We start from the raw sequence: 15,036 nt of genomic DNA on the forward strand, positions 1-15,036 counted from the left end.
GAGCAAGTGCTACCCTGAAATGCTGGAGAACAGAGTTAGAAAACAGCTTTTATTACCTCTGCAACCCGGCGCAAATCGGCATCCGTCATGGCTGAGCCGGAAGGCAGGCAGAGGCCGCGGTTAAACAGTTTTTCGCAGACTTCACCCCCGTAGGTGGGTGTAGCATTAAACAGCGGCTGCCGGTGCAGAGGCTTCCAAAGCGGGCGGCTTTCGATGTTATGTGTTTCCAGGTGCAGGCGCAGTTGCTCAGGCGTAACGCTGGTTTCCTCGGGGGCGAGTAGAAGGGTGGTAAGCCAGCGGTTGGAGCGGCCCCCAGCAGGTTCTGTTGGGCCGAAGCTCAAGCCCGGAATATCAACCAAGTGCTTTTGATACCAAGCAAAAATCTCGCGGCGCTTTTTCACTCGGTCCTCCAGCAGCTCCATCTGACCCCGGCCGATGCCGGCAAGCAGGTTGCTGAGGCGGTAATTGTAGCCCAGCTCCGAGTGCTGATAATGCGGGGCCGTATCCTTCGCCTGCGTGGCCCAAAAGCGGATTTTCTGCGCCCATTCGGGGTTATTCGTGACCAGAGCGCCACCGCCGCTGGTAGTCAGAATCTTGTTGCCGTTGAAGGAAAAAACGCCTACCTCCCCGAAAGTACCTAAAGGCTGCCCGTCGTAGCGGGAGCCCAGGGCTTCGGCGGCATCTTCCAGAACGGGCACCTCGAATTCGGCCGCTACGGCCAGCACCTCGCGCAACTGGGCCGGCATACCGTAGAGGTGAACCAGGATCAGGGCCTTGGGCCGGCGGTTTTGGCGGCGTAATGCTTCCAGCGCTTCCCGCAGCCGTTGGGGGCAAATATTCCACGTTTCGGCTTCGCTGTCGATGAAAACAGGGGTAGCGCCCAGGTACAGGATGGGGTTGGCCGTGGCCACGAACGTAAAAGAAGGGCAGAGCACCTCGTCGCCGGTACCCACGCCCAGCAGCCGCAGGCCCAGGTGAATGGCGGCCGTACCGGAAGTAAGGGCTACGCAGTGCTGGGCCCCGGTAAATTCACAGATGTCGCGCTCAAATCCGTCCAGGTTGGGGCCCGCCGGAGCTACCCAGTTATCCTCAATAGCTTTGTGCAGGTAGTTAAGCTCATGACGGCCGAGGTGGGGCGGGGAAAGAAATAACCGGTCGTAATCCTGACTGCGCATAAGGAAAAAGGCTAAGCGGCCACCGGCAATGTGGCCAGGACTCGCTAGCGCAAAAGAACGGTTAAAAACCGGATCGGTGGTGGTATAAAAGATGAACCGCGGCTAATCGTGCTGCTTGATCACCTGGGCTGGCACGCCCACGGCCGTGCAATTTCCGGGAACATCGCGCACGGCCACCGCCCCGGCCCCAATAATGGCGTTGTTTCCTACCCGCACCTGGTTGATAACAGTAGCGTTGGTGCCCAGATACACGCCCGTTGCCAGGTGAGCTTCGCCACCTACATTGGCGTGGGGCATCAGGGAGCAGAAGTCCTCCATCACGGCATCATGCCCCACTGTGCAGCCTAAGTTGAGCAACACGTGCCGGCCCAGCACAATGTCGCAGGTCAGGATGCAGCCCTGGCTGATGATGCACCCAGCCCCAACCTGCACCTGCTGCTCCGCTTCCAGCGCAACGCCGGGGTGAATGAGGGTCGGAAACGTGAGCGTGGGCGAGGTGAGCCGGGCTACCACCGCGGCGCGGCTGCGGCTGTTGCCCACGGCTACTACCACCTGCAGGGGCTCAGGCTCCGCGTTCAGGGCCGCAATAGTCCCGAGGTAAGGTAGGCCGTGCACCGAGGGGGTAGCGGGGGCGCGGTCATCAAAGAAGCCAATCAGCCGCCAGCGGGGCACCGCGGCGTTAATCTGCCGGGCCAGCACCAGCACCTCCCGGCCCAGGCCGCCGGCACCCACAATGGCTAAACGCGGCAACTGAGTAAGCAATGGGGTGGGGGCTGAGGCAGCAAAATTCATGCGGTAGGCGGATGGTCAGAGGAAACGGAGGAGCCCGTAAAAGCGGTAGTAGTGGCCTGGCCGGGCGCCGTGACGCCCTGGGCGCTCAGCACCCGCCGAAAAGTACGCCACAGGATGCGCATGTCAAGGCCCGGCGACAGGTGGTCGACGTACCAGACATCGTAGGCAAACTTCTGCTCCCAGCTGATGGCGTTGCGGCCGTTTACCTGGGCCCACCCCGTAATGCCCGGCCGCACGGCGTGGCGGCGCGCCTGCTCCGGCGAGTACAGCGGCAGATACTGCTCCAGCAGTGGCCGCGGGCCCACTAGGCTTAAGTCGCCGCGCAGCACGTTCCAAAGCTGGGGCAACTCATCCAGGGAGGTAGCCCGCACCCAGCGGCCCAAGCGGGGTAGGCGCGCTTCATCGGGCAGCAACTGGCCCTGGGCATCGCGCTGCCCGGTCATGGTCTGGAGCTTGTAGAAAACGAACACGCGGCCCTGCAGCCCCGGCCGGCGCTGCCGAAACAGCCAGGCTCCTTGGTTTTGCACGGCCAGGGCGGCCGCCAGCGGCAGGAGCACGGGAACGGCCAGCAGCAACAGGGGCGCGGCCAGCAGCACATCGAGCAGGCGCTTGCCACGGCGAGCGTACCAGGAGGAAGTTGCGGCGGCGGACATAGGAGCGAAAATACGGGTAAATGCCGTGGACGCTTGACTTCGCCGGCCGGGGCTTTAGCTTGCAGTCTATTCTGCCGTTTCGTATGCTCGTCTTTCCCAACGCCAAGCTCAACCTGGGCCTCTACATCACCAGTCAGCGCCCCGACGGTTTTCGCAACCTTGAATCGGTATTTGTGCCCCTGCCCTGGACCGACGCGCTGGAAGTGGTGCCAGCCCCCGCAACTACCCTGACGCTCACCGGAATTCCTATTCCCGGCGAGCCGGCGACCAACTTGTGTTTGCGGGCTTATGAACTGCTGCGGGCCGATTTCGACCTGGCTCCGGTGCACCTGCACCTGCACAAAGTGGTGCCCATCGGGGCCGGATTAGGCGGCGGCTCCGGCGACGCGGCGTTTGCGTTGCGTGCGCTCAACGACTTGTTTGCGCTGGCGCTACCCCCCGAGGACCTGGAAAGCTACGCCCGCCGCCTGGGCTCCGACTGCGCCTTTTTCATTCGAAATAAGCCGGTATTCGCCTACGAGAAGGGCGACGTTTTCGAGGAAATCAACCTGAACCTGAGTGGTACGGCCTGCAAAGTTGTGTACCCTGGCCTGCACATCAGCACCGCGGAGGCCTACTCCCGCGTGCAAGCCCGCGCGCCCCGCCACGACCTGCGCGCGGCCCTGGCCCAGCCCTTGGCAACCTGGCGCGACACCGTCGGCAATGATTTTGAAGAAGCCCTGACGCCTACCTACCCCGTGCTCGGCGAAATCAAGGCCGCCTTGTACGCGGCCGGCGCTACCTACGCCAGCCTGTCGGGTTCCGGCTCCGCGGTGTACGGGCTGTTCCCGGGCCGGGAGGTGCCTCCACACATGCAACTGCCAACCACCTACCAGGTCTGGGATGGGCGGCTGTAAGTCAAAAATAGCAGAGCGAAGAAGTACGGCCCAGGCTTACGTCCTTCACGCAGCTCTACCCTTTGAAAACATAACAAGCGTGCGTAGCTAGGGCGAGGTGGAGCTTTCCTTCACGCAGCCCTACCGCTTGAAATAAGGGAAGCCCTGGACGTATGGTAGCGTCCAGGGCTTCTCTCGTCAGGTAGGGTCTGACCACTCACGTGTTTACTTACACCACCTTCTCCCTGCTTAGCCTACCAGCACATCGGCAGCTTCTTTGGGGCGGACGCGGCGGCGGTTCCACTGGTCGAGCAGGGGGTGAATGAGCACGCTGAGCAGAATGATGAAAGTGCCCAGGTAGAACTTCGTGGAAAGCTTTTCCTGCCCGAAGCCGGGAATACGCAGGCTGTACATCAGCACGGCCAGCATGATGCCGTACACCGGCTCCAGGTTGATGGTCAGGTTCACTACGAAGGCCGAAATGCGCTTCATCAGCTCCACAGAGGTGGAGAAGGCGTACACGGTGCACACGCCGGCCAGCACCAGCAGCCACAGCCAGTCGAAGCCGGAAAGGGCTAGCTGTACGCCACGGCCTTCGGAGAAGTAGCGGCCGTACAGCGGCATAAACAGGGCAATGCTCAGGCAGGCCCCGGTCATTTCGTACAGCGTCAGGCGGAGCGGCGTGTGGCGCTTCACCAGCTTGGAGTTGAACACGCTGAACAAGGCCGAAAGCCCCGCCGAAACAATGGCCACCAGCAACCCCGCCAGTTGGTCCAGCTCGGCCTGCGACACGAGGTATAGCCCTACCATGGTCAGCAGCCCCAGGCCCACCTCGTAAAACCGCACCCGCCGCCACAGCAGCAAGGGCTCCAGCAGGGAAGTCCAGAGGGCCAGCGTGGCCATGCCCGCCAGGCACACGCTCACCGACGACATGCGGGCCGCCAGGAAAAAAGTAATCCAGTGCGTAGCCACCAGCGCCCCAATGCCCAGCAAGCGCAGGGCCTCGCCGGCCGGCATCCGGAGCGACTGTCGGCGGACCAAAACCAATCCGGCCAGTCCCGCGGCCGCCAGCAACGTGCGCCAGAACACCAGCTCAACGGGCGGCAAGGAAATAAGCTTGCCCAGAATGGCCGTAAAGCCCCAGAGCAATACTATAAAGTGCAGGCGGAGGTAGTCTTTGAGCACTGAGAAAGAGGGTAGGAGGGTAGGAGGGTGTGGGGGTAGGAGGGTAGGAGGTAAGAGGGCTGAAACAACTCTTGCCCTCTTACCCCCACACCCTCCTACCCTTCTACCGCGGTACTACCCGGTAGAGGAACAGCCCGATGAGGGTGAAAACCAAACTTGGCACCCAGGCCGCCAGCAACGGCGAGAGGGTACCCACGGCCGCCAGGTTGCGGCTCAGAATCACGAAGATGATAAACACGAAGGCCAGCACGAAGCCCAGCGCAATTTGCCCGCCCACGCCGGCCCGGCTCTTGCGGGCGCTCATAATCACCCCAATCACCGTCAGGATAAACATGGCGTAGGGGTAGGCGTACCGCTCGTACTTCTCACTGAGGTAGACCTGGGTGTCATCGGCGCCGCGGGCAATTTTCTGGTTGATGTAGCGGTTCAGCTCCGGCAGGGTCAGGGTTTCGGCCAGGCGGTAAGTGCTGGCGAAATCCTTGGGGTACAGGTTGAGGGTCGTGTCGCGGGCGGGCAGGCTCTGCAGGGTTTCCTTGTCGCCGTTGAAGGTGCGGATAACCTGGGGCGTGAGCTTCCAGGCTCGCTTGGTGGAGTCCCAGGTAATGGCTTCGGCCGTCAGGCGGCGCTTGAGCAGCGTGCCTTCAATGGTTTCCAGCGCAAATTTATAGCCCACGTTGTTCACGTTGTCGTAGCTTTCCATGAAGGCGTAGCTCTTGGGCCCAATCTTGATGTGCACGTTGCGCGCATCAAAGCGGTAGGGGTTCTTGATGTAGGCCTTCTCGAACTGCACCCGGGTTTTGTTGGCAATCGGGATAAGCCAGCCCGTCATGGCCATGGTCAGGGCACCCAAAATGGCGCTGCCCATGATGTAGGGAAGCAGAAACCGCTTGAAGCTGATGCCCGAAGCCAGCATAGCCACCACTTCCGTGCGCGAAGCCAGCTGGGCCGTCACGAACACCACCGCTATAAACACCGTGATAGGGGAGAGCAGGTTGGCGAAGTACGGAAACAGGTTCACGTAGTACTCCGTCAGAATCTGCCAGGCGCCCAGGTCGTGCTTCAGGAAATCGTCGTTCTTCTCCGTGAAGTCAATCACGCAGATAACCGACACGAGCAGCACCACCGTGAAGAAAAACGCGGTGAGAAACTTCTTGAGAATGTATTTATCGAGCAGCTTCATGGGGGAGCAGAACGTCATGTTGCGCTGGTCGAAGCATCTCCGCCGTTTCGTTGCAATTAGACGATAGTAGCCAACGAGGGAGATGCTGCAGTTGCGCTCAGCCGGACAAACGAATTACTTTCTATAAACGCGTCATCACCTGCTTCACCATTTTATCCTTCCACTCCCGGAAGGTGCCGGCCAGAATTTGCTCTCGGGCCTGCCTGACCAGCCAGAGGTAGAAAGTCAGGTTGTGGATGGAGGCAATTTGCGGGCCCAGCATTTCCTTGCTGTGGAAAAGGTGGCGCACGTAGGAGCGGGAGTAAAACGTGCTGACGTAGCCGCCGAGTTCTTCATCAATCGGCGTGAAGTCGTCGGCCCACTTTTTATTGGCAATGTTGATGATGCCTTGGGTAGTGAACAGCATGCCGTTGCGGGCGTTGCGGGTGGGCATTACGCAGTCGAACATATCCACGCCCAAGGCAATGTTCTCCAGGATGTTGGCCGGCGTACCCACGCCCATGAGGTAGCGCGGCTTGTCCTGGGGCAGAATGTCGCAGACCAGCTCGGTCATTTCGTACATCAGCTCGGCTGGCTCGCCCACGCTCAGGCCGCCAATGGCGTTGCCCTCGCGGCCTTGCTCGGCAATAAACTCCGCCGACTTGACGCGCAGATCCTTAAAGGTGCTACCCTGTACAATCGGGAACAGGGTCTGGGAGTAGCCGTAGTGGCCCTCGGTGCTGTCAAAGCGCTGAATGCAGCGCTTCAGCCAGCGGTGAGTCATGTCCAGGGAGCGGGCGGCGTAGCTGTACTCGCAGGGCCAGGGCGTGCACTCATCGAAAGCCATGATGATGTCGGCCCCAATGGTGCGCTGAATGTCCATGACACCTTCCGGCGAAAACAAATGCTGGCTACCGTCAATGTGGGAGCGGAATTTTACGCCCTCCTCCTTGATTTTGCGCGTGCCACTGAGCGAGTACACCTGGTAGCCGCCCGAGTCGGTGAGGATGGGCCGGTCCCAGCCGTTGAACTTGTGCAGGCCGCCGGCTTTGCTGAGCACGTCCAGGCCCGGGCGCAGGTAGAGGTGGTAGGTGTTGCCAAGAATGATCTGGGCCTGAATATCGTCCTTCAGGTCGCGCTGCTGCACGGCTTTCACGGTGCCGGCCGTGCCCACGGGCATGAAAATGGGCGTTTCAATGGCTCCGTGGTCGGTGTGCACTACGCCGGCGCGGGCTTTACTATGAGGGTCGTTGGCTACGAGGTCGAAGGTCATTCTGCGGGAAGAAGCTAGGAGCGAGAAGCCAGGAGGCAGAAGCCAGAAGCTAGCAGCTGGAAGCCAGAAGAGGTAGTCAGCACCTGTGGCTGATGAACTACCTCTATGCCTCGTACTTCTAGCTTCCAGCTCCTGACTCCCCGCTTCTCCCCGCAAAGGTACTCGCCCCACCCCGAATGCCTACTTTTGCAGCTCGATTCACGACCCTCGCTTTGCCTTTCCCTCTTTCCCCGGCCCTGTGGCTGTTGCTGGCCTGCGTGCTGGTGCAGCTTTTCTACGCGGCCTACTACTTTCTGCCCTTCGCCCGCCGCCCCCGGGAGCCCGCCGCTGGCCCCGATCAGGAGCCCGTGTCCGTTCTCGTGTGCGCCCGTAACGAGCTGGAAAACCTGCGCCGTTTGCTACCCCTGCTACTGCAGCAAGACTACCCCGCCGGCTTCGAGCTACTCCTCATCGACGACCGTTCCGAGGATGACACGTTTCTGTTCGTGCAGCAGCTCACGCAGTACTACCCCCACGTGCGGCTGGTTACCGTCAATAAGACACCTGACGGATTGGCACCCAAAAAATATGCCCTCACGCTGGGCATCAAAGTAGCCCGCCACGAGCGCATGTTGTTTATTGATGCGGATTGCATTCCGGCAACTAATCAGTGGCTCAGGTACATGCAGCGCGGCTTCAATGCACCGGCCGATGTCGTGCTGGGCTACTCGGCCTACGCCGAGGAAAACGGCTTTCTGAATAAGTTGATCCGGTTTGAAACCTTCCTGACGGGGGCACAGTATTTGTCGTTCGCGTGGCGCGGCCAACCCTACATGGGGGTGGGGCGCAACCTCGGCTACACCCGGCAGGTCTTTCAGCTGACCAAAGGTTTCGCTTCCCACATCCGCAGCCTCTCCGGCGACGATGACCTGCTGGTGCAGGACGCCGTGGCCCGCGGGGCCCGGGTAGTGGTAATCGCCGATCCGGGAGCCCATACCCTAAGTGAACCAGCTCAGACCTGGGGCGAGTGGTGGCGCCAGAAGCGCCGACACCTTTCTGCGGGCCGCCAATACCGACTTGCAGATCGTCTTCGGATTGGAACATTTATTGGCGTAAATTTGCTATTCTACAGCATGGCAATCGGCCTGCTGTTTTCCCGCCCCCACTGGGTACCTTTGGCTACGATATGGCTAGTCCGCACCGTAGCGATGATGGCCGTGTATCACCACCTCGGCCGTCGGCTCGAGGACAGGCTGCCGCTGGCGTGGCTACCGGTCCTCGACGCTGTGTATTTTTTTTATTATCTCGCTCTGGGAATGTCGCTGTTCCTCTACCGCACCCTCCGATGGAAGTAAACAATCAGGAAAAACAGTTCTCCGCCAAAGCCAAGCACGACTTTAAGCTGATCCGGGCCGCCGTTGAGCAGAGCGACGAAAAAGCCTACGCCGAGCTGATGCAGATCTATAAGAAGCCGGTGTACCACGTCGTGCTGAAGATGGTGCGCAACCCCGACGACGCGGAGGACCTTACTATTGAAGCCTTCGCCAAAGCGTTTCGTAATCTGCACAAGTTCAACCCGGAGTTTGCCTTTAGCACCTGGCTATTCCGCATCGCCACCAACAACTGCATCGACTTTATTCGTAAGAATAAAATCAAGACGATGTCCATTGATTCGGCCATCAAGATTGACAACGGCGACGAAATCACCATTGACTTCCGCGACCAGAACCTGAACCCGCAGGAGTCGGCCATTAAGAATCAGAAAATTGAAATCATGCAGCACGTGGTATCCCGGCTGCCCGAGAAATACCAGCGCCTGGTAACCCTGCGCTACTTTGATGAGCTGAGCTACGAGGAAATTGCTCAGGAGCTAAAAGCCCCGCTCGGCACCGTGAAAGCCCAGCTGCACCGCGCCCGGGAGCTGCTCTATGACATGGTGAAAAACAAAAAGGAAATCATCTAGCGAAAAAGGCCCCACACAAGTCGGGGCCTTTTTTTATGCGCCACCTTTGCCGCCGTCCTATCTTTGCCGGCACGATGGACATTATCAGCCACTACTTCCCTGACCTTACCGACCACCAGCGCCAGTTGTTTCAGCAGCTCGAAACCGAGTTTCGGGGCTGGAACGAGCGGCTTAATCTGGTGGCCCGCACCGATGTTGACAACCTAGCGGAGCGACATTTTCTGCATTCATTGGGCATTGCCAAGGTAGTGGAGTTTGCGCCCGGCTCGTCGGTGCTGGATGTGGGTACGGGCGGGGGCTTGCCGGGCTTGCCGCTGGCCATTCTGTTTCCGCAGGTGAAGTTTCACTTGGTCGACAGTATTGGCAAAAAAATCCGGGCCGTGCAGGAAATGGCCCACGCCCTACACCTGACCAACGTAACTGCCGAACAAACCCGGGCCGAGCAGCTGCGCCCCCAGTACGACTACGTGGTCAGTCGGGCCGTAGCCCGGCTGGCTACCTTTCATACCTGGATTGAACACCGCTACAAGCCCCGCCACGCAGCAGCCCCCAACAGCGGCCTCTACTACCTTAAAGGGGGTGACCTAGCGGAGGAAATAGCAGAAGCGGGCCTGAAAGCCAGCGTGATAGAGCTGAAAGATTTTTTCCAAGAGGAGTTTTTCGAAACAAAAAAGGTAGTGGTAGTACCCAATTAACGCCCATCTCGCCCAGGGTAACAGCCCTCTGACACGTAACAAGCCCTTTCCTCCAGCACAGAAGTAAGGGCTTGTTAGCTTATCAGGTTTGCGAGTAAAGAAGGCTTTGCGCTGCTCGCCACAACAATGCGTAAAGCGGGGCCTTACCTACGCCGGAGTTTCAGCGGTGAGAAATTCTACGGCTCGGCGTTCGGAGTAGTAGCGGCCGTCGGGGGCACCTTCGCCAAAACCCACGTGGCCGCCGTCGGCAGGCGTTTCCAGGTACACGTATGAGCTGCGGGTTGCTACCTCTCGCGGAAAGCAGGAGGGAGGCAGGAAGGGGTCGTTTTGAGCATTGACCAGCAGGGTAGGAACCCGAATGCCGGCCAGGTAGCGGCCGGAGCTGGCGTGCTCGTAGTACTCATCGGCCGACTTAAACCCGTGCATGGGAGCCGTAAACCGGTCATCGAACTGCGGGAAATCCTGCAGGGCGTCGATGTCCGTCAAGTCAACCTGACCGGGCAGCAGGGCCGCTTTCTGGCGCATTTTGGCCCGGAGGGTTTTCATAAACCGCTTAAGGTAAATGCGGTTTTCCGGGCGGGCAATGTGGTGGGAGCTGGACTTTAAATCGGTAGGCACCGAGAAAACAGCGGCCCGCTTCACCTGCGGCGGTACCCGGTCGGGGTTCTCGCCCAGGTACTTGAGCGTCACGTTGCCGCCAGCCGAAAAGCCCGTAAGAAACACCCGGCGGTAGCGGCCAGTGCCCAAGGCGTAGCGTACCACAAAATCCAGGTCGTCGGTGTCGCCGAGGTGGTAAGAACGCAGCAGGCGGTTCATCTCGCCACTGCAGCTGCGGTAATTCCAGGCCAGAGCATCCATGCCGGCCTGGTTGAGCGCGCGCACCATACCGCGCACGTAGGGCCGGCTGGCATCTCCTTCCAAGCCGTGCGACACGATGCCCAAGGCATCAGTTAACAGCTCAGTGGGCAGGCGCGACCAATCAAGGTCCAGGAAATCACCGTCTTCAGTTTCAACTCGCTCGCGCTGGTAGCACACGTCCGGCACGGAGCGCCACAAACTAGGCACGATGGTTTGTAGATGGCCATTGAACAGGTAGAACGGCGGCTGGTAGGAGGAACGCGGAACAAGAGGCATAGCGCAACAAGCTAAAAGAAGGAGGCTTGTTTTATCAGTTAAATATACAGTAAAACAAGTATGCATGCATACGTTTGTCTTGACCTCATTCCACAATTAAACGCACGTATCGTTCCGAAGGAGCAAGACGTAGTTCGCCTGTAAAGTGTCGTAACTGTTCTGCTAACGGGTTGTATATCAATAGTTGAGCTTGAAATTAAACCTTTGATAAAAGGCAGAAAAGCCAAACGATTTACTGGAGTTGCGTATAAAAGTCACTCAATCCCACATCTACTACTATGAAAACAACAAAAGCACTTTTCAGCCTTCTTGCCGCCGGCTCTTTGCTGGCCGCTACTGCCTGCAGCACCTCCAACATGGGTACATCTGCTGGCGGTACTACCTCCGGCAGCAGCATGGGTAGCAGTTCGAGTATGGATGCCACCGGAAGCGGCGGTAGTATGGGCACTAGCTCCAGTTCCGGTATGTCGTCAGGTAGCGCCGGGGCTACTGGCTCGGCCGGTACCAGCGGAACGGCAGCCATCAGCGGTACGGGCGGCAGCAATGCAACAGCCGGCACTGGTGGAGCGGCCGACATGACGGCATTCATGGCTACTTTCTCTACCATGCAAGACCCCGTATTCCTGATGACAGCAGCTAGCAGCAATCTGCTGGAAATTCAGATGGGGCAAATGGCGGCCCAGAAAGCAGCCAACGCCGACGTGAAAAAGTTCGGTCAGATGATGGTAGACCACCACACCCGCGCCACGCAGGAGCTGAAGACGGTAGCTACCCCGCTAGGGGTCACGCTGCCACAAACCATGATGCCCGTGCACCAGGCCATGGCCGACAAGCTGATGGCGAAATCTGGTAAGGACTTCGACGAGGAGTATATGGACGCTATGGAGACGGCTCATAAGATGGACGTTGCCATGTTCGAGGTAAAGAGCAATGCTGCCGAAACCCCAACGGTAAAGGCATTTGCCACCAAAACCCTACCCATGCTTCGCTCCCACGAAAAATTGGCCAGCGAGCTAGAGAAAAAAGTTGACTAGCTCTTGATTGGAAAGCAAGACAGCCTTGCGGCTTAAAGAAAGGCTCCTCACAACTGCGAGGGGCCTTTTTCATTGGTAGTAAGCCGGTAGGGTAGCAATTTGCCTCTGACACACGGTTACGTTTCACTCACTATTTGCTATTTCAAAGCAAAGCTTTACCTTTGCACTCCCCAATTGAACTGAATTCGAGCAGAAGACCATTTTCATACCCCATGGCAAATCATAAGTCGGCCCTCAAGCGCATCCGTTCCAACGAAGCTAAGCGCGTGCTGAACCGTTATCAGGCTAAATCTACCCGCACGGCTATCAAGAAGCTGCGTGGCACCACCGACGCTACGGCTGCTCAGGAGCTGCTGAAGAAAGTATCGTCGATGCTGGACCGTCTGGCTAAGAAGAACATCATTCACAAGAACAAAGCCGCCAACAACAAGTCGAAGCTGGCCAAGTTCGTGAAGTCGCTGGCTGCTTAAGTAGTCAACCGGCACTCTGCTCTATAGTAACCAAGGCCCTGAGCGTAAGTTCAGGGCCTTGGTGCGTTGAGTAAACACCAAAGCATTTCCCGTAGTAACCGGGCTTTTGCTTGGTCGGAAGGCTTGCCTCCTTGGGCATATTATATAAAAGAGGCCCGTGCAGTTGCTGCACGGGCCTTTTTAGTTGGTTAGGGGTAGCAGTTATGCTACACTTACCTTCACCATGTTGGTTTTGCCTTTTTCATTGATGGGCATGGAGGCCGTATTGATGAACACGTCGCCTTTTTGCAGATGGCCCGTGGTGGTTAGGGCATACTTAATGTCCGATACGGTGCTGTCGGTGCTTACCATTCGGTCGTAGTAGAAGCCACGCACGCCCCAAATCAGGCTCAGGGTAGTAAGCAGGGAGCGGTTATCGGTGAAGATAAAAATATTGGCCTTCGGGCGGTACTTGGCAATCTGGAAGGCCGTGTAGCCGCGGTGGGTCATGCCAGTAATGGCTTTGGCACCTGTGTTTTTGGCCAAGTGGCAAGCCGCCGATAGTACGCTGTCGACCATGAAGGTAGGCGAGTCGGGCGTAATGGGGTACCAGTGGTGGTAGAGGCTGGGCATGCGGCTCTCCACGCTCGTAATAGTGCCTACCATGGAGCGGATTACCTCAGCAGGGTACGCGCCCACAGCCGTTTCGGCGGAAAGCATTACGGCATCCGCACCGTCGATAACGGCGTTAGCCACGTCGCTGGTTTCGGCGCGGGTGGGGCGGGGAGCCGTAATCATGCTTTCCATCATCTGGGTAGCCACGATTACGGGTTTGCCGGCCTTGTTGCACTTCTCCACAATCATCTTCTGGGCCATTGGCACCTCTTCCATCTTCACCTCTACCCCCAGGTCGCCGCGGGCAACCATTACGGCGTCGGTGAGGGCAATGATTTCGTCGAGGTTACGCAGGCCTTCCGGCGTTTCAATCTTGGCGATAACGCGGGCCGATTTGCCACTTTCAGCAATCAGGCTCTTAATGAAGCGAATGTCCTCGGCTCGCCGGGCAAATGAGAGGGCAATCCAGTCGACGTCGTTTTCCAGGCCGAACTTCAAGTCCTCAATATCCTTTTCCGTCATGGACGGGGCCGATACCTCGGAATCAGGGAGGTTAATGCCTTTGCGGGGCTTTACGAGGCCACCGTAAATCACTTCCACGTCTACTTCCTTGTCCCGGTCGGTGGCCAGCACGCGCAGCTCAATCTTGCCATCATCAATCAGGATTATGTCACCGGCTTTCACGTCGCGGGCCAAACCCAGGTAAATCGTGCTTAGGCGGGTAGCGGTGGTAATTTCTTTTTCGCCGCAGACTAGTTTAATCTTGTCACCAGCCTTAATCTCTACTCCGCCGCCTTCTACCTCGCCCAGCCGAATTTTAGGTCCCTGCAAATCCTGCAGCAACCCCACGTTCATGCGCATGTCCTTGTTGAGGCGGCGCACCGTGTTGATGACCGAGAGGTGGTCCTCGTGGCTGCCGTGGGAAAAGTTAAGGCGGAATACATCCACGCCCTCCCGCATGAGCATGCCCAGCTTTTCGTAGGTGTTGGAGGCGGGGCCTACGGTGGCGATGATCTTGGTTCTATTAAAAAGCGGTCGAGATTCCATAGGACGATTTTGGTTCGGAAGTTCTTGGTTACGAGCGTAAACAGCACTCATCCTGAGCGGGCGCAGGAGCTTTCGGCAAGCTAATGGCACACGTGCTGCCACGTGACTCAGCTCCGGAACTACTCTTCGCGCTACTCAGGATGAAGGCGGGTTTGGAGCCTCAAAAGAGCAGATTTTCTTTGAATTTAAGGTCATTGGGGTCAAATTGACTAACCAATTGAACTTCCGGCAGGGCCGTTAGCTGCGCCAGCAGCTCTTCGGGTGTGAGGGCTCCCGTGCCGTTGCTTACCTGCAGCAAGTAGTCGTACTCCTTAATATCGGGGGCCAGAAAAGGCTTTTTCAGGGGAGAGGGGTCCACGGACCGGTTGCGTAGTAGGCGCAGGGTAAAGTGCTCGGTGGCGTAGAGGTAGTTGCTGATTACGAGCCGGCCCTTATTCAGCAGGTCGTAAATCAGGTCCTGCTGTTTCACCAGGCGCAGGTTGAGCGTGCGGTTCAGAATCCAGGCCAGCGTGTGCTCCCGGGTCGACGAGACGAGACCGAACAGGTCGAACTCGCAGTCGTATTCCACATCGAGCGTAAGGGTTTTCATGGGCGGCGGCAAAGGAAAGGAAACGCAAAAATAGGCACCGCAGTACCCCCACGGAACTTCCGGGGCCATAATCTTATACCGGGAAGAATCGGGGGAGGAAGTTTGACAATGTTAGCGAAGATGGTGTTATTTGTGCCGAGTTTTCCTTAAACCCCCACGGAAATGTCTGAAATTGCAGAAAAAGTAAAGGCCATCATCATTGATAAACTCGGCGTAGAAGCTTCGGAAGTTACTCCGGAGGCTAGCTTCACGAACGATCTGGGCGCTGACTCGCTGGATACCGTTGAGCTCATCATGGAGTTCGAAAAAGAATTCAACGTGTCCATCCCCGACGACCAGGCCGAGAATATCGGTACCGTGGGCCAGGCCATCAGCTACCTCGAAGAGCACGCCAAGTAGTTGTTGCGTATCGAGTATTT

16 protein-coding genes are annotated in these 15,036 nt (G+C 58.2%); 7 read left to right on the plus strand and 9 right to left on the minus strand.

Translation table 11 applies throughout. From position 1 onward, the window contains the following. Positions 1 to 35: 35 nt before the first annotated feature. From IEW18_RS15695 to IEW18_RS15705, 3 genes are all read right to left on the minus strand, one after another. The gene (locus IEW18_RS15695) at positions 36 to 1,175 is read right to left on the minus strand and encodes a DegT/DnrJ/EryC1/StrS family aminotransferase (protein ID WP_188558816.1); all 1,140 of its coding nucleotides are present in this window, start codon (positions 1,173 to 1,175) and stop codon (positions 36 to 38) included. Between the two features lie 102 nt (positions 1,176 to 1,277). After that, a complete protein-coding gene (locus IEW18_RS15700; protein WP_188558817.1) occupies positions 1,278 to 1,967 on the minus strand; it encodes an acetyltransferase in 690 nt (229 codons plus the stop codon). Continuing rightward, positions 1,964 to 2,620, minus strand: coding sequence for a sugar transferase (locus IEW18_RS15705; protein ID WP_188558818.1), 657 nt, complete (start codon positions 2,618 to 2,620; stop codon positions 1,964 to 1,966). Before IEW18_RS15705 ends, IEW18_RS15700 begins: the two co-directional genes overlap by 4 nt. Positions 2,621 to 2,703: 83 nt before the next feature. On the opposite strand from IEW18_RS15705, the gene IEW18_RS15710 reads away from it, so the two are divergent. Further along, the gene (locus tag IEW18_RS15710) at positions 2,704 to 3,516 is read left to right on the plus strand and encodes a 4-(cytidine 5'-diphospho)-2-C-methyl-D-erythritol kinase (protein WP_188558819.1); all 813 of its coding nucleotides are present in this window, start codon (positions 2,704 to 2,706) and stop codon (positions 3,514 to 3,516) included. Positions 3,517 to 3,744: 228 nt separating this feature from the next. Here the strand turns inward: IEW18_RS15710 and IEW18_RS15715 are convergent, their stop codons facing one another. From IEW18_RS15715 to tgt, 3 genes are all read right to left on the minus strand, one after another. Continuing rightward, positions 3,745 to 4,680, minus strand: coding sequence for a DMT family transporter (locus IEW18_RS15715; RefSeq protein WP_188558820.1), 936 nt, complete (start codon positions 4,678 to 4,680; stop codon positions 3,745 to 3,747). 103 nt (positions 4,681 to 4,783) lie between these two features. Further along, positions 4,784 to 5,860, minus strand: a complete 1,077-nt coding sequence (locus tag IEW18_RS15720) for an LptF/LptG family permease (protein ID WP_188558902.1) — start codon at positions 5,858 to 5,860, stop codon at positions 4,784 to 4,786. Positions 5,861 to 5,981: 121 nt separating this feature from the next. Further along, on the minus strand, positions 5,982 to 7,112 hold the full coding sequence (gene tgt / locus IEW18_RS15725; RefSeq protein ID WP_188558821.1) for a tRNA guanosine(34) transglycosylase Tgt: 1,131 nt from the start codon (positions 7,110 to 7,112) through the stop codon (positions 5,982 to 5,984). Between the two features lie 212 nt (positions 7,113 to 7,324). Between tgt and IEW18_RS15730 the strand changes: the two genes are divergently transcribed. The 3 genes from IEW18_RS15730 (at position 7,325) to rsmG (ending at position 9,749) form a co-directional block, all read left to right on the plus strand. Then, positions 7,325 to 8,446 (plus strand): glycosyltransferase, encoded by a 1,122-nt coding sequence (locus tag IEW18_RS15730; RefSeq protein ID WP_188558822.1) that lies wholly within the window; start codon positions 7,325 to 7,327, stop codon positions 8,444 to 8,446. After that, positions 8,437 to 9,054, plus strand: a complete 618-nt coding sequence (locus IEW18_RS15735) for an RNA polymerase sigma factor (protein ID WP_188558823.1) — start codon at positions 8,437 to 8,439, stop codon at positions 9,052 to 9,054. Before IEW18_RS15730 ends, IEW18_RS15735 begins: the two co-directional genes overlap by 10 nt. Positions 9,055 to 9,128: 74 nt before the next feature. Continuing rightward, positions 9,129 to 9,749 (plus strand): 16S rRNA (guanine(527)-N(7))-methyltransferase RsmG, encoded by a 621-nt coding sequence (gene rsmG / locus IEW18_RS15740; RefSeq protein WP_188558903.1) that lies wholly within the window; start codon positions 9,129 to 9,131, stop codon positions 9,747 to 9,749. A gap of 147 nt (positions 9,750 to 9,896) precedes the next feature. On the opposite strand, the gene IEW18_RS15745 is transcribed toward rsmG, so the two are convergent. Continuing rightward, positions 9,897 to 10,883: a YheT family hydrolase gene (locus IEW18_RS15745; protein WP_188558824.1), complete on the minus strand. Its 987-nt coding sequence runs from the start codon at positions 10,881 to 10,883 to the stop codon at positions 9,897 to 9,899. Positions 10,884 to 11,161: 278 nt separating this feature from the next. Between IEW18_RS15745 and IEW18_RS15750 the strand changes: the two genes are divergently transcribed. Both IEW18_RS15750 and rpsT read left to right on the plus strand, forming a co-directional pair. Continuing rightward, a complete protein-coding gene (locus IEW18_RS15750) occupies positions 11,162 to 11,917 on the plus strand; it encodes a DUF4142 domain-containing protein (RefSeq protein WP_188558825.1) in 756 nt (251 codons plus the stop codon). A 212-nt stretch (positions 11,918 to 12,129) separates the two neighbouring features. Beyond that, positions 12,130 to 12,387 carry a 30S ribosomal protein S20 gene (gene rpsT / locus IEW18_RS15755; RefSeq protein WP_073287339.1) on the plus strand — a complete coding sequence of 86 codons (258 nt, stop codon included), beginning with the start codon at positions 12,130 to 12,132 and terminating at the stop codon, positions 12,385 to 12,387. Positions 12,388 to 12,588: 201 nt separating this feature from the next. Here rpsT and pyk read toward each other — a convergent pair whose 3' ends face one another. Next, positions 12,589 to 14,028: a pyruvate kinase gene (gene pyk / locus IEW18_RS15760; protein ID WP_188558826.1), complete on the minus strand. Its 1,440-nt coding sequence runs from the start codon at positions 14,026 to 14,028 to the stop codon at positions 12,589 to 12,591. 160 nt (positions 14,029 to 14,188) lie between these two features. Further along, the gene (locus IEW18_RS15765) at positions 14,189 to 14,617 is read right to left on the minus strand and encodes an IPExxxVDY family protein (RefSeq protein WP_188558827.1); all 429 of its coding nucleotides are present in this window, start codon (positions 14,615 to 14,617) and stop codon (positions 14,189 to 14,191) included. Between the two features lie 162 nt (positions 14,618 to 14,779). On the opposite strand from IEW18_RS15765, the gene IEW18_RS15770 reads away from it, so the two are divergent. Then, positions 14,780 to 15,016, plus strand: a complete 237-nt coding sequence (locus IEW18_RS15770) for an acyl carrier protein (RefSeq protein ID WP_019948606.1) — start codon at positions 14,780 to 14,782, stop codon at positions 15,014 to 15,016. The last annotated feature ends 20 nt before the right edge of the window (positions 15,017 to 15,036 follow it).

It is taken from the genome of Hymenobacter glacieicola (genome assembly GCF_014640315.1).
Taxonomy (GTDB): domain Bacteria; phylum Bacteroidota; class Bacteroidia; order Cytophagales; family Hymenobacteraceae; genus Hymenobacter; species Hymenobacter glacieicola.

Coding starts and splice junctions, on each gene's coding strand:
- IEW18_RS15695 (WP_188558816.1), bottom strand. CDS start 1,175: ATGCGCAGTCAGGATTACGACCGGTTATTTCTTTCCCCGCCCCACCTC.
- IEW18_RS15700 (WP_188558817.1), bottom strand. CDS start 1,967: ATGAATTTTGCTGCCTCAGCCCCCACCCCATTGCTTACTCAGTTGCCG.
- IEW18_RS15705 (WP_188558818.1), bottom strand. CDS start 2,620: ATGTCCGCCGCCGCAACTTCCTCCTGGTACGCTCGCCGTGGCAAGCGC.
- IEW18_RS15710 (WP_188558819.1), top strand. CDS start 2,704: ATGCTCGTCTTTCCCAACGCCAAGCTCAACCTGGGCCTCTACATCACC.
- IEW18_RS15720 (WP_188558902.1), bottom strand. CDS start 5,860: ATGAAGCTGCTCGATAAATACATTCTCAAGAAGTTTCTCACCGCGTTT.
- tgt (WP_188558821.1), bottom strand. CDS start 7,112: ATGACCTTCGACCTCGTAGCCAACGACCCTCATAGTAAAGCCCGCGCC.
- IEW18_RS15735 (WP_188558823.1), top strand. CDS start 8,437: ATGGAAGTAAACAATCAGGAAAAACAGTTCTCCGCCAAAGCCAAGCAC.
- rsmG (WP_188558903.1), top strand. CDS start 9,129: ATGGACATTATCAGCCACTACTTCCCTGACCTTACCGACCACCAGCGC.
- IEW18_RS15745 (WP_188558824.1), bottom strand. CDS start 10,883: ATGCCTCTTGTTCCGCGTTCCTCCTACCAGCCGCCGTTCTACCTGTTC.
- IEW18_RS15750 (WP_188558825.1), top strand. CDS start 11,162: ATGAAAACAACAAAAGCACTTTTCAGCCTTCTTGCCGCCGGCTCTTTG.
- rpsT (WP_073287339.1), top strand. CDS start 12,130: ATGGCAAATCATAAGTCGGCCCTCAAGCGCATCCGTTCCAACGAAGCT.
- pyk (WP_188558826.1), bottom strand. CDS start 14,028: ATGGAATCTCGACCGCTTTTTAATAGAACCAAGATCATCGCCACCGTA.
- IEW18_RS15765 (WP_188558827.1), bottom strand. CDS start 14,617: ATGAAAACCCTTACGCTCGATGTGGAATACGACTGCGAGTTCGACCTG.
- IEW18_RS15770 (WP_019948606.1), top strand. CDS start 14,780: ATGTCTGAAATTGCAGAAAAAGTAAAGGCCATCATCATTGATAAACTC.